This is a genomic window from Aliiglaciecola sp. 3_MG-2023, assembly GCF_030548205.1.
Classification (GTDB): domain Bacteria; phylum Pseudomonadota; class Gammaproteobacteria; order Enterobacterales; family Alteromonadaceae; genus Aliiglaciecola.
Window position 1 is genome coordinate 58986 of record NZ_JAUORV010000014.1, and the last position, 14984, is coordinate 73969.

Annotated in this window: 9 protein-coding genes; 1 reads left to right on the plus strand and 8 read right to left on the minus strand. The window is 41.7% G+C overall.

Annotated features, from left to right (window positions below):
• Positions 1-48: 48 nt before the first annotated feature.
• From Q4574_RS15605 to Q4574_RS15630, 6 genes are all read right to left on the minus strand, one after another.
• Positions 49-711, minus strand: a complete 663-nt coding sequence (locus tag Q4574_RS15605; RefSeq protein ID WP_303475162.1) for an ATP-binding cassette domain-containing protein — start codon at positions 709-711, stop codon at positions 49-51.
• Positions 695-2353 (minus strand): ABC transporter permease subunit, encoded by a 1659-nt coding sequence (locus tag Q4574_RS15610; protein ID WP_303475164.1) that lies wholly within the window; start codon positions 2351-2353, stop codon positions 695-697. Before Q4574_RS15610 ends, Q4574_RS15605 begins: the two co-directional genes overlap by 17 nt.
• On the minus strand, positions 2329-3558 hold the full coding sequence (locus Q4574_RS15615) for an ABC transporter substrate-binding protein (RefSeq protein ID WP_303475166.1): 1230 nt from the start codon (positions 3556-3558) through the stop codon (positions 2329-2331). The genes Q4574_RS15610 and Q4574_RS15615 overlap by 25 nt, the downstream gene beginning before the upstream one ends.
• Entirely contained in the window at positions 3539-4435 is an 897-nt protein-coding gene (locus Q4574_RS15620) for a DUF547 domain-containing protein (protein WP_303475168.1), read from the minus strand. Before Q4574_RS15620 ends, Q4574_RS15615 begins: the two co-directional genes overlap by 20 nt.
• A 183-nt stretch (positions 4436-4618) precedes the next feature.
• Positions 4619-6760, minus strand: a complete 2142-nt coding sequence (locus tag Q4574_RS15625; protein WP_303475170.1) for an FAD-dependent oxidoreductase — start codon at positions 6758-6760, stop codon at positions 4619-4621.
• Between the two features lie 7 nt (positions 6761-6767).
• The gene (locus Q4574_RS15630) at positions 6768-9068 is read right to left on the minus strand and encodes a TonB-dependent siderophore receptor (protein ID WP_303475298.1); all 2301 of its coding nucleotides are present in this window, start codon (positions 9066-9068) and stop codon (positions 6768-6770) included.
• A gap of 452 nt (positions 9069-9520) precedes the next feature.
• Between Q4574_RS15630 and Q4574_RS15635 the strand changes: the two genes are divergently transcribed.
• On the plus strand, positions 9521-9943 hold the full coding sequence (locus Q4574_RS15635; protein ID WP_303475171.1) for a hypothetical protein: 423 nt from the start codon (positions 9521-9523) through the stop codon (positions 9941-9943).
• A 161-nt stretch (positions 9944-10104) separates the two neighbouring features.
• Here the strand turns inward: Q4574_RS15635 and Q4574_RS15640 are convergent, their stop codons facing one another.
• Complete coding sequence (locus Q4574_RS15640; RefSeq protein WP_303475172.1) at positions 10105-11907, minus strand: sensor domain-containing diguanylate cyclase; 1803 nt, start codon at positions 11905-11907, stop codon at positions 10105-10107.
• Positions 11908-12466: 559 nt separating this feature from the next.
• Positions 12467-14959, minus strand: coding sequence for a choice-of-anchor tandem repeat NxxGxxAF-containing protein (locus tag Q4574_RS15645; protein ID WP_303475173.1), 2493 nt, complete (start codon positions 14957-14959; stop codon positions 12467-12469).
• Positions 14960-14984 lie beyond the last annotated feature (25 nt).

The following is a 14984-nucleotide window of genomic DNA, read 5'->3' on the forward strand; positions in this document are numbered from 1 at the left end:
TAATCATTTTGTCCCAGTGCAGGGACGTTATTTGTGTGCAGCGATTTATTATAGGCTGCGATAAAAATCAGCTAAGTCTATGTGCTGTGCTTGAGGTGGAATGTTATTAATATCATGACTTACCATTATGCTAGGTACACCTCGGGATTGAAGTTGAGAAAATGCCCACAGGCTTACTTGCATGCAAGTGTTTGGATCTAATGCCGCAAAAGGTTCGTCCATAAGCAGTGCTTCAGGCTTGTTTGCTAGTGCTCTGACTAAGCCCACCCTTGAACGCTCACCACCACTTAATTGTTCAACATAATGCTGGGCAACGTAGTCTAGATTAATTTCCTTTAGCAACGCTAGTGCGGTATCTCGACGTTGATTTTTACTTAGCTTTTTGCCATTTTCGTTTTTAAGATTTGCAGGCAGGGCAAAACAAATGTTATCTAGCACAGTTAAATGGGGAAACAGATGTACGTCTTGCATCAACAAGCCTATACGGCGCTGTTCTATCTTGACCGAGTTAAGCGGCTTCATGTTTAAGGTTATTTCACCACTGACTTTAGCATGCTTCGGGCTGTCGCCTAAAAGCCAATGCAAAAATGTCGACTTGCCCATGCCGCTAGGGCCAGTTAGCACTAATAACTCCCCACTATCAAGGCATATATCTGGTAGCTCGATGCATCCGTTTTCTATTGAAATTTGACAATTATTGATGCGAAACATCGAAACTTCCTCTAAGACGTTGGGACACGACACTGGCGACAAAAAAGGCCACAAAGGGCAATGATGCCTGAACTAGCATATAAACCGCGGTGATACTTTGTTCATTACCCGAGGCGATAGCAACAGCTTCAGTGGTGATTGTAGAGACGCGACCTGCGCCAATCATTAGTGTCGGAATATATTGGGCAACACTGACGGAGAATGCGATGGCCAAAGCACTCAGCATGGCTGGTCGTAACAGCATCAAGCGTACTTTCCAAAATTGCTGCCAATAGCTACAGCCAAAACTTGCAGCTACTAATTCATAGTGCCGATCTAAACTTTGGAAAGGGCCGCGCAGCACTAAGTAACTATATGCAAAAGTAAAGGGTAGGTGAGAGATAACAACCCAACCCGTATGATAACTCCCATTCAACGCCGTGTGGGATATTTGCCAGCCATAGACCATGCTTAGTTGCGGCAGCAGAATCGCCATTAACCAAATATAATCTGGAAGGTAACGTTTTGCTTGTCGCTGTAACTCTAAGGCTAAAAGGGTTGTTAACACTCCAACAATACTACTAACTAAAGCAATGTAAAGGCTATTTAACAGCGGACCTCGCATAAAAAACCATTCGTCTCGCCATAACCCAAAAGACCAATCTATCGGGGTTGTGCTGAGCATGTTTTGTTGATTGTTCCAACCCAATGACCAGATTAAAAATGTGATTAAAATGCTTAGGGTTAAAAGGCTAAATAAGCCAAGCCAATGGCTAAATAAACGGCTAACGCGAATTATTTTTAATGACGTTCTACGAATAGCGTGATGGCGTAAATTTCGTACGGCCCACCACTCATGTGTATATATGCCTGCAATTAATATACTTAACATCACTATTAGTACAAGGTTACCTACAAATGCCAAGGCTTGCTCATCAACAGTGAAGCCAGTTTGCCAGTTATACAATACGACAGCGTATAACTCTGGGATATTGGGGCCAACCAATAGGGCTATATCCAGCACCGACAAAGTATAAGCCATAGCAGCAAGCAGCGCTAAACGAGAGTGTTTTAACAAAACCGGAAAAACTAATAACCACCAACTGGTAATTTCCCTATAGCCTAGGGCTCTACCTTGCAATAACCATGATTTTATCGGCAACTGGCGACCAAGGGCGCTGAAGATCAATAGGAAAAAAGGGACCTCTTTGATACTCATTGCCAGTAACAGGGTTACTAAACTTTTGTGGGGCAATCCTAACCATTGTGGCGCGGTGGCACCGAATATGCCCCACAGTGACGACCACAGTAAACCACCTGAGCTAAATAAATAAACTAACCCTAAGGCGACGGCTAAATGAGGTAAGGACAACAACGGAGCGAGTCTTTTTTCCAGTGCTTGCCAGCGGGGGTTAAAACGATATTGGCTGTACACCATAAAACTGATGTAAAGCGCGACAAGAGGCGCAGTCAGCGATACAAACAGTGTGCTTAACACTGACGTTGCTATGCCGTTGTAGGTAAAAAATTCTATTAAGTCACGCCAAGAAATAGCCACCGATGGCCATAAACCAACGATAATGCCAAACAAAGGCAGTCCTGCCACTATCGTAACAATAAACCAGCCCGTGGAGAGGGTTAAGCGCCGTATTTTTGTTGCCATTGTTCTTCAATAACTTGCTGCCAAGAACTATGCAGTTCTTGTTGCGAAGGCAAGGTTGACGCTGGATCAAGTAGCGGAGTAATAACCGTTGGATCCCCCCAACTGCCGTTTAATTTTTGTTTCTGAGCGTCTTCACTTAATAAAAAGTTGATCACAACTTTTGCGCCGGCTGGGCTTTGGGCTCCCTTAGGAATAGCCAAATTGTGGCTGTTTGTTATCGCGCCTTGAGCGAAATGGAAACGTTGCGCAGATGGGGGTAATCGTTTTTCCTGCTGCTCTTTGATTAATTGATTTGGGTTAAAACTGACAGCCATATCCAATTTGTTTTGTTGCAACAGAGAAAGTTGCTCTGTGTTTGAACTAGGAAAAGCTCGTCCTTGTTGCCAGATTAACGGATGCAATTGATCTAAATAATCCCACAACAACGGTAACAGTTTTGCCTGGGCTTCAGGGGTAGCATATTCAAACAGTCGTTTATCGTTGTGGCTAAGGCCCACTAAAAGTTGCTTCAAAAAGGTTGTCCCATGGAACTCTGGCGGTCTAGGGTAACTGATCCTATTGGGATATTGTTGGGCTGCCTTGAGAATAATCGTTGGCGTGATTTTGCTGTCGTTCACTTTGCCAGCAATATTGAGATTAAATATATTTGGGTTGGCAATCATATTAAATTGACCCACTCCCCATGGCACTTCAAATCCATCAATGGGAACCCCAAAATCATTCTGTAGTGAGAGTGCTTGAACTGCTAACATTGCACTATTGGGAATACTTGACCACAAATTACCAAGTAACAGTTCTTGTTGTTTCAAAAAACTGAAATTTTCGCCGTTTATCCACAGCAAGTCGATGGCACTTTGCTTACCAGACTCAGCTTTCAAGCGGCTCACCGCTTCGCTAATATCAGCTACTTTGACATGTCGCAAACGTACCTTATAACGACTGGCAATTTCCTTCGCGGCCCAGCGCAGGTAGTCATTAACCGGTTTTGAGCCGCCCCAAGCGTAAAAGTAAACTGTTTCACCACGCGCGTCAGATAAGATTTTTTGCCATTGTGGACTTGCTGTCATATTCGCGGCGTTGTCCCGTTGAGTTTCTTGCCCGTGGGCCAACGGCATTAAACTGGCTAACATCAGCAATATTATCGCTATTGATAGGTAAGCTCTGTTAATAATAGATACCATCATGTTAAAAGTTGGCCACGTCATTTAAACGCCAGTCATAATCTTTAAATGTAATGGGGTAGTTGGCGTTTTTAATGATATTACGTTTAGTCTCTGCATCATTGTCACTGCTCACAAGGGCGTCACTGTCCACAAGGGCATCACTATAAACCCTAAGCACGTCGTATAATGAGTTAAACCCTTGTTGACCTTTTTCAAAATCTTCACGGTACCACTTAAAAATCGAAGAAAGGGACGCTTCACCTTTTTGACCTTTTAAGATGATCCCATTGCGGCTATTATCCGCTAAAAATAGATGCATCTGATTGTCTAATTGTGTGTTTAACTTATCGGCTGTAAACGCTTCATTTCGAAGGGGAGGGCATGATACCGCAGCACACACTAATGCTGCATGAATACGTGGTTCTTTGAACCATTTACGGATCATTTCATGCTCAATGTCGTCTAAATTATGTTTTTTGTTAAAAAGCATAAAAAACTTTTTTTCCCAAGGTGAACTAAAAAGTGAACCTAAGTCACGAATAGATTCTGCATCACCTTGTTTAAATTCATCCCAATTATCAACAATCAGCTTTAGGGTAAACCCATTGTATGCGTTGATTAAAAAACTCAATTGTTGTTGCGTATCCCAATCATCATATTGGCTTTTAGTGACAATTGAAAATCCCGTTAAAGCGTCTTCTAAAATCTCTTTTTTCAACACTAATTGTTGGTATTTCACTCTGCTTTGTTTTTTGTCATCGGAGACTTGTACAACCTGCGCTAACAATTGATTGTAACTATCGTAACGATGATCAAAGTCAGCAGCCTGTGATTTTACACAAATTAAAACAGTAAATATGGTGCCAGCCAAAACACTGTTGGTAACCATTACTTTGATTTTACTTAAAAACGTAAACATATCATTTTCCGTTAAATTATCATTTATAAAAATACGAAATAAAGTACACATACTCTGTGGTTAACTTGGTAATTAACCACAAGGTTATAATTGCCTCGGTGAGCAGAATAGGGGCGAAGGCAAGCGTCGCAAAATTTAGTTAGATGCTCGCACTAAAACAACCTTATCACCCCATTGGTTAAGCTATTTACGTCGCCACGTGTGAAAACGCTCAACGAAAGCCAGTAGTTTTTGAGGTGCGTTATTTTTCTTCCAATTTCCTGCAACGTTTTTATTCGCTTCTGCCATCGTAGGATAGATGTGAATAGTACCCAAAAGTTTATTTAGACCTAATCCATGTTTCATGGCTAAAACAAACTCGGCTAATAGTTCGCCGGCATTTGCACCTACAATGGTGGCTCCCAGAATTTTGTCTTTTCCAGGTTTAGTCAACACTTTAACAAAGCCTCGTGCGTGATCATCAGCCAACGCGCGGTCTAGGCCGCCAATATCATAGCGAGTCACTTCAACTTCAATACCTTTTTCTTTTGCGGCTACTTCATTTAGGCCTACTGTAGCAATTTCTGGTTCAGCGAAGGTTGCCCAAGGGATAACACTATAATCCACTTTAAAGACTTTAAATGGTCTAAACAACGCATTTACAGCGGCATACCATGCTTGATGGCTTGCCGTGTGAGTGAACTGATATGGACCTGCAACGTCACCGGCCGCTAAAATATTAGGATACTTAGTCTGTAAAAAGTCATTAGTGATGATAGTACGGTCTGTCTCGATGCCCAGTTTATCTAATCCAAACCCTGTTAAGTTCGCTTGACGGCCAACAGCTACTAAAATTTTATCAAATGGAATACGTTCTTGTTTACCTTCAAATTCAACAACTAACACATTTCCTTCGGTGCTGGTTTCAACTGCCATAGCACTGGTATTCAGGCGTAAATCGATACCATCTTTTTCAAGCTGAATTTGCAAATGCTTAGCCGCATCTGGATCTTCTTTACTTAACACCTGGTCGCCACGTTCTATTTGGGTCACATGGGTGCCTAAGCGACCAAACGCTTGTGATAATTCACAACCAATTGGACCTCCACCAAGCACAATTAGGCGTTTAGGTTGTTCTTGGATCTCCCAAAGATTATCAGCCGTTAAATAATCAATCTCTTTCAAACCTGGAATGTCAGGTACAAAAGCGCGAGCTCCGGTAGCAATTACAATATTGCGAGTGGTCAGAGATTGCACTCCATCTGCGGTTTGAATATCCACCTGCCAAGGCGAAACGATTGTGGCATCGCCGATAGCAACATTCACGCCCAATGACTCGTATCGCTCTACAGAATCATGGGGCTCGATAGATTTTATGACACTGTGAACTTTGTTCATCACCGCTTTAAAATCTACTTTGGGTGCATCGTAGGTTACGCCGGCATTTTGTGATGTGTGATGAATGTGCGCTAATTTACTTGCATGTAATAAACTTTTAGATGGCACACAACCAGTATTTAGACAATCGCCGCCCATTTTATGACGTTCAACTAAGGTTACTTTTGCTTTGATGGCAGCAGCAATATAGGCGGTAACTAAACCGGCAGAGCCTGCTCCAATCACAACCAGATTACGATCGAATGTTTTGGGTTTTTTCCAACCTTTATATACCCGGCGCTGCTGCAACGCACTGAGTATAAATTTAGCCAGAATAGGGAAGATACCTAACAGCACAAAGGATAAAATCAGATCACCGGAAATAATGTCAGACAATTGATTAATTTCAACTAGCTGGGTACCGGCATTTACGTATACAGCTGTACCAATTAACATACCGACTTGGCTAACCCAGTAGTAAGTCCAGGTTTTGATACTGGTAACACCCATTACTAAGTTAATGATGAAGAAAGGAAAAAGTGGTACTAAACGCAAACTTAGCAGATAAAAAGCACCGTCTTTTTCGATTCCTTTATCGATAGACTCCAGCTTTTTCGAGAAGGTGCTTTTAACCCAATCTCGCAATAAAAAACGGGATGCTAAGAATGCGAGAGTCGCGCCGATACTTGAAGCGAATGATGCAAGTAACAATCCCCATCCGAAGCCAAATAATGCGCCCGCGCCTAGTGTAAGAATGGCTGCACCTGGCACGCTTAACGCAGTAGCGACTGCATATATAATTAAATAGCCAAAAAATGCCACTAACCAGTTAGCTTCAATGTATCCAGCCAATGCTTGTTGATTGCTCTTTAAGCTTTCAAGGGTGAGGTATTGGTTAAGATCAAAGATAAAAAAGCTAGCAATTAATGCAGCAATGACAATGATCAATATTACACGTTTACTGTTCATGTGGTGTTTAAGCCTTAAAATTGTATGTATAAGTTAACTGAACATTTCTCGGAAGTTCAGGGAAAACTAAAGTTGAACCAAAATAGCCGCCTTCAAATACCGGGCGCCAGTTTTTTTCATCGGTTAAATTACGCACTTCTAAGCGCAAACTCGATTGCTCTGTCAGCGCAATATTAGTATTCAAGTTAATGGTTATTTGGTCGCGTATTAACACGGTTGCGAGGTAATCCAGAGGATAGCTTTTAGTATAAATGGCAGAGCCAGAGACATCCCAATTATCCAATATTTGATATCCAGCATTGATGGAAACTGCTTGCTGCGGAATCCCTTGTACTGGTTGATTTGATGGGGCAAAACCCGCGAAGTTAGGAGCGCCTATGCCGGTGCCTTGAATAATATCAGGTCGCGAGTTGTCGAACGCATCAGCTACTTGTTGAGAGTCTTGGGCACTGGCGGAGTTATCGTAGCGAGCATCTAAATAGCTGTATCCAAGGTTAGCCCAAAACACCTTTCCTTGATAAAACACTTGAGCTTCAAAACCCTTGGCGATTATCCCTGTATTGCTACCGTCTCGGTTGCGTAAACTGCGAGATTGTTCAAATATTGAGGCATCAGCATACCAAGGTGTATCAGCAGGAGAGTATTTAAAGCCAACCTCATAAAGTGTATTTTCGGTTGCAAAGTTCAAAGGATTAATTTTATTGTCTGCACCTAAAACGGTTCCGCCGCCCATACTGTTAGAGGTTGCTTCGTTATAACTATAAGTAGCGTAAGACACCACAGAGTCAGTTACTTTAAAGCGTGCTGAGGCCGAGCCAGAGTATAACCAAGTAGAGAATGAGTCTTGGGCTGCTATTTGCCCTGATGGTGCCAGCGCATCTCTGGCCTGAACATTGTAGTGATCGGCTCGGATGCCGACGGTGGTGCTAAAGCGATCGTTCCAATCACTTTCCTGTTCCACAAATAAACCCGTTTGCCACGTTGTCGAATCAGTGGTGTCAGATAACGAAAAGTCATTTGAACCATCGCCATCAATATCGTAATTAGCACCGGGAGACACAAAAACCCCAGGTCTTAACTCAACTAATCGTGCTTTTTGCGCGTCAGTTAGCGGAATTCGACGTTGTTCGATACTGCCAAGTAAATCAATAGGCAAGTCGGCTTCGGTGGTAAATTGACTATATCCCAATACATTGTTGTAACGTATGTCAATCCCCCAAGTTGTTTGTTGCTCTGCATCCCAAATGGAGTGAATCTCAGTACGGTTTTGCGCAGTTTTTGCACCATCAATAATCTCCACAAAACTGTTTTGGGCAATCTCTTCGCGGTCTAAATATTGAAAGTAGCTTCGGTTGGTTAAACTATGGATTGAATTTAATTCTCGCAGGTAAGTACTATGCAAAACAAATGTTTGTGCATTATTGATGTTGTCGGGATCAGTTAACACCGTGCTACGAGGAATTGCCACTTCACCCGTTGGTGACACAACGGCGAATGCACCAGGGATGTCTGAACCATTAGGTTGAATACCTTGCCCGGTAATATATAAACCATTGTCTATCAAGTTTTGGGTAGGACGGTTAATACCTGCATTGTCAGTGAAATCCACGTCATAATATTCGAAACTAATATCCCAGCTAGATTTGTCATCAGGCAGCAAGCGCAACGTCACGAATAAATCTTCACTCTGAAATCCGCTGTAGTCGAAATAACTATCATTGTTGATATACTCAGCGCTTACGCGAATCCCGCTTTTACCTTCTTCAATGGCGGTATTTATATCTAACTGAGCACGATAATGTTGCCAACTTCCTGCATTAGCCTGAACTTTGATATCGGTACCAGATAAAGAAGCCACTTTATTGTTTAGATTAACAAAACCGCCGTTTCTTTGACTTGAGCCTAAAATGACAGAAGGGGCACCTTTTACTACGTCGATTTGGCCGACACTGTTAAAAGACAGGGGGATACCAAAGCCGTTGTTACCTGCTTGACGTCGCATACCTTGTTGAAATAATTCACCTAGCTGGCCACGAATCGTCGGTAAACTTGGCGCCCCAAAACCACTTGCTGAATAAGTATTTGGCACTAACGTCAGCACGTCTTGCAAGTCATCAATAGACAATTGCTCTAACATATCCTCAGAAATAGATGATATTGAGCGAGCAATTTCCGTTAAGTTTTTATCTTTCCCGAATGGACCATCGATGACCGCGTTCTTAGGTGATAAAACAAGGGCTGGCTGCACTTCGCCTGTCACTATTACATGTTCAATATTATTGTCTTGAGCTGCAACGGGGTAGGTCATAATCAAACTAACACCGACTAACAACTGCTGTGATTTGGTTACCATTGCTGTTCCTAAAATTAATCACTCTGAGCCTAAAGACCTAGCTGTGCCGATTTTTATTGCACACTTATTACAAATAAATTGAGATTTAGTTATTTATATAAACATTAATTATGGTTTACCCAGAGTGATAAAAAATGCTTCAGCACTTTTTCATCGTATAAGTGCTTTCTCTACTTCCGCTTTATACCAACAGAACTTCATGTTGTTGGTCTCTATATATGTATTATCCACCGAGAAAGTTCTAAACAACTAAAAAAAGCTGAAAGAAAATTTAGAAGAGTCGGTCTGATGATATTCCTGATCTTAGGTAACGGCGCTAGAAAGGCTGAAATCTCATCTAGGTCAATCGTTGCGTCGACTAGAGACGTTAAATAAAAAATAATTAACTGAGTTACTAAGGAATTTAAATGAGTGAAGTACTTCCTAACGAAATTCGCAGCCGCTTACAGTGGTCGCTTTTAGCAATGAGACTAGGCGTTTTCTTAGTCATGTTTGTTTGGACATTGGATAAATTTATTAATCCAGGGCACAGCATTAGAATTTTTGAGAAATTTTATTCAATTCCCGGTATGGGCGAAACTGTGGCTTATATCTTAGGGGCATTGCAGCTTTTACTGGTCATAGCATTTGTCGCTGGTGTGAAAAAGCGTATCACCTACGGTCTGATATTTTTGCTTCACGGAGGATCGACGTTATCAGCCATGAATCAATACTTAGACCCATTCAATAACTTATTATTCTTTGCAGCATGGCCAATGTGGGCAGCGTGTTTCGCACTATATTTATTGCGCACTGAAGATACTAAATTTACCCTGGCCAAATTCTCCTAATACCGCTCTATTCTCGATTCATGCTAAGTTGCCGGCTCGGCGACTTAGCTTTCATTTAGGCTGTTTGTTTCCGCGCCCAGCATTGTTAAGTTAACTTGGCGTAGATTATTCTATCGTGACAAATAACAGTAAAGCCAAGACCCTATTGATAACGCCAATATTTAGCAAACCCTTGGCCGACTTTGGTTACGGCCGTTCGCTTTGGCAATATAAAGTTGTTGGTCAGCCTGACTAAGCAGTGATTTGCGATCGTCCTCAAGGGTGGGAACCATAGACGCAAACCCCACACTTAAGGTTATATACGGAAAGTTCTGTTGATCATCACGGGGGATATTTTCTGCAATTACGGCTTTGCGGATTCTTTCTGCGATTTCCCAAGCACCTTTTTCGTCAGTTTGCGGTAAGACTAATATAAATTCTTCGCCGCCATAACGAGCCAGTAAGTCGGTCGGACGCTTAATTTGCTTGAGAATACTACTAGCGACCCGGATCAGTGCCGCATCTCCTTTTTGATGACCGTAATTATCATTGAATGCTTTAAATTGATCAACGTCACATAAGATAAGTGCGATTGGCGATTGTTGACGCTGGGCCAAAGCCCATTGAAGTCGGTAGGTTTCATCAAAAACTCTTCGATTAGCAATTCCGGTCAAGGGATCTTTCTGAGATAGTGCTAATAAACGAACGTTGGCTTTTTCGAGCTCTGTTGTGCGCTGGACTACACGTTGTTCAAGTTGAGTAATGGAGACAATTTGGGCACTTGCTAAACGGGCCAAGCTTGAAGATAAACGCCTCACTTCGGGTATAAAACTATGTTGGAAAGGCGCTTTTTCCAATTCGTCTAACGCGCCATCTAAGGCCATTTTACTGATGTTCTCAATGGGCTTGGCAATCAGCTTTGTCACTGCCGCACCTAAAGCAATCATCCCTAATAAAGTGGCTAAGATCAGAATAATGGTATCGGAAGTTTTTCCTTTAATCACGGATATGGTCACGTCAAGGGGTTGTAGAACTGCCAGCTTCCATACTTTCCCATAACCTAACTGAATGTCTTTTGAGGTGACAACGTAATCGCGATTATTCAACTCTATGAGTTCTTCAGAAGAGCCCAGATGAAGGAATGCTGCCAAGTCATTTAGTAAGGTATTTGGATGATTGCTTAAGGTGAAACGTGTATTGGTTAACGGATTGGCGACCAAGTAATCTTCCTTCGTTGAAGCAAGCAGGGTTCCGTCTTGTTCAAACAAAAAAGCGATGCTCTGGTTGTTCAATTTGAGTTTATTAATGTATTCACTTAAGCGATTGAGGCTCATATCAACCGCTGCTACGGCAATGGGTTCATTTTGTTCATTTCTTATCGCCCGTGAAAAACTAATTGCGTACTTTTTACCTTCAAGATATTGGTAAACCTTGCCCCAACATGGGGTCTGTGGTTGTGTGATGGCACAACGCATAAAGGGGCGTAAGCGGGGATCGTAAAAGCCAATATCTTTATGCAGTTCACTGGGCAAATCTTGCTTATTTAACGAATACCCTTGCAAATGCATTTCATCATTCATCAAGTTGGTGGCTATTTCTAGAGTACTACTATTTTGCGGGGGTCTGGAGGCTGCGATATAGCCACCATCATTGAATGCCAGAGTTACAAAGTTGAGTTGATCAGACTGACGTAATTGATTTAATAGCCAAGGAGAGTTGCTAAGGGGGTCATCGCTGGAGAGTACGCCTTTTTTTAATGCTTGGGCATTATTTAACACCAAGGTAGGCATTAGCTCCATGGTATTATTTATGTAGCTCTCGAGGTGTTGGCTAATTAACTCGTTGAAAGTATGCGCCATTTCTATCGCTACAGCGCGATTATTATTGTAAGACACCCCAGCAAAAATAGCTGTTGCACTAATAAGCAAACAGGTAAAGGGCACTACGATTAAAATACGTAGGGGTAAAGAGCGCGGTATATTCATAGTAATTTTTATCTTTGTACAACCAAGCTAAATCTAAAAGGTAATCTATGACAGGAATTCCCTGTATTTACTGCAGATAAGCATAGGGTTCTTGACAGTGTTAATTTCGTGTCTAAAAACGATAGAATTACTCAAAGGCAAATAGGTTTTGAGGTATTCAGTATGATTGTAATTATTTTACCACTAGATAAATAAGAATAGACAGCACAACATGCTTTTTATCAAACCTATGACAAGATACCGTTAGTGGCAGAGTATGGAGCGCATTGTTTGGATTGCATCGTTTTGGATTGCATAGTTTTGGCAGTGTAGTTTCGACAATGTAGATTTGACAGCATTGTTTCGGGCCTAAGCACAGTATAAATTTGCGCAATTGAAATTAGGTATTTTTTATTTACACAAAGCCGGCCATTGCATCAAATTCAAAATAGCTAATATGGCTTTTTAATGCAGTTGAAACAGACTATTGTCAGTTAATAAAGTTTTAACTGACTGCATTAACCGTTTTCCAACGAGATAAATTTTGATTACCAACTTAAACGAAAAATGTCGTTTGAGCTTATTCAGCCCTTTTGCTATCAACAATATATCTGATTAAGGGAAGCAGTAACAATAGAAACAATCCTATATTTATTGCGCCGCTTCCAGAGCTTGCATCTGTATCGAGAGGATCAGCATCTTGAGTTACTACTAGTTCTAGTTTAGTCGTCGATTGGTTGACGGACAGTTGCAAGCCTTGTTCGCTTAAATCAGGAACCATTAAGTTATCAAACTCACCTGAAATTTGTCCGGCCTGCAATAACTCGACGGTGTCGCCATCGCTTAAATTCAGGTTATCTGAAATAGTTAATTGCAATGTGCCTCCTAAGGAGACTGTATCTCCAACATCAATGGCACTATAACTTTCACCTCGTTCTAATCCTGCAATTGCTATTTTTAGTGCGCTATCCTCGGTCAAATTTAAACTGCCTTGAATGGTCAACAGGCCTGGTTCATCAGTTAACTGTATTTCGCCATTAAAAGTGACAGTGCCGTTTCCTTGAATGGGGTTTACCCCTGTAAAATTGGCTAGGAAAGTTAATTGGCTTCCTTCATTAATGGTAATTTGACCATCATTAATCATCTCACCGGATATTGTTAGTGACTGATTTTCCAATACCTCTATGAGCCCCTCATTTTGTACACTCGAATCTATGCTGCCTTGCCCAAAAATGCTTGAACCAGAGTGAACTACCAAGCCACCGGTCATGCTCAAAGTACTGTTTTGAAGGGTGAGGTCAATACTGCCAGAAGTGCCGCCTAACGATAGTGATTTGATTGTTGTGTCTGCAATGGGCCCAAGAATGTCGGTTGGTTGCTCGGGGTTTAAAATGACATCTGTAAATTGGTCAGGTAAACCGCCAAAATCCCAATGTGACACATCATCCCAAACGCCTTGTGTCACGTCAGTACGCCAACCAAAGTCGGGTATCCAGGCGAGAATCCCTCGATGGCCATCTTCATACCTTACTGTGTATACCACTGTGCCTGTATCGCTTAAACCATTTGCTGGGCCATATGGATTGTTATTAAAAAAAATCTCGCTGATAACTTTACCGTTATGCTCCCGTCCCCCGCGTTCTATGGTTTCGTAATGTACCCCATCTGTGATAATCAAAATATCTTCTGTCCGCAGATAAGAGCCTTCATCATCGAAGACTTCTTCTATAGCCAAATCGGCTTGAAATACCACTAAGCCACTATTGTTGATTGCCGGATCTTGAAAATTTCGTAGGCTGCCATCTTCATAGCTCAGGTGTTTTCTTGCTAGTTCTAACACCTCTGTTTCCGATGCTCTAAATACCCCGTTAATCTGAGCATCTTCGGTTAATAAGTCGACTATGAGGGCCAATTGTCCCAAATCGTTCATCGCCGGGCGCGGTGTAGCGCTAAAGGGGCTAAGTAGGTTGCCATACGTGGCAGTACCATCTGGTGTCGTTTGGCCTTTTTGTAGAATATTTTTAATGGATAAGTTGTCGGCTAAAAACAGACCAGAGCCATTTGTCACGGCAAACCCGTTTTCATCTTGCAACATTCCTTTAAAACCTATTTGATTATGGTTATTAATTCGAGCATCAGTTAATGCGGAAAAATAACGATTTTCTGTATCATCAGTGGGGGCTATATCTCCTTCATGGACAACCAGAGAATAGCTAGAACCGGAAACTTTATATAAACCTGAATTGTTATTGACGTCTTCGGAGTCATTTTGGCCTGAAAATACACCGTTGCCGTTGTCGTTGGTTTCTAGCCCGCCAGGATGAGTTAAAATGCCGCCATTTACTGAATCACCCTTGCGCACAAGTTCATCAATTGAGTTGTCATTAGAACGTTTAAAATAAGCTGTGTTGTCTTCTGCGTCATTTTCAGTATTGTCTAAACTTGAAAAGAAAATAACCTGGTTGTTGCTGCCAATTCCAACTAAGCTAAATATATTAAATTCTCGGTACTCACCATTTCCCGATTCAACAGTTGCACCTGCTTCAGCAATTAGAACAATTGAATTTTCAGATTCTACCGCAATAATTGAATTGCCAAGTTCGTTAGAATTCGGTACTAAGGGTAACATCAAGGCCAAATTAGTGAAATCGCCGGCAGCTAGGGAGTCGCTGAGTGGTCGATTGGTTATCCTAAAAGAAATATCAATATATAAATCGCTGATATGAAACGAACGATCGCTAACGGTTAATAATTGATTCTCTCTAATTACTTCTTCAAGGGTAATAACCGCTGGATTGACTGTGCTGGGCAATGCCATGCGATAAAGTGCGGTATCATCTGCTTCACCTTCACTAGTATTTATTAATTGAGCTGTAAATATCACCTCGTTGAAAGAGTTAATTGTCGCACCCAAAAAAATATTAAATTGTCCGTTATTGCCTGGTACTGTCTGTTCGCTTTGCGCAATTGTTTGCCTGGAACTTGCGAAACTAGATTGACTTAGCAGTATTCCCAAAAGGCTGACAATACTGAACATTGAACAAACTTGATGACTAAAATTCCATTTCTGCATAATTCTATCTAGGGTTGATGTTGGC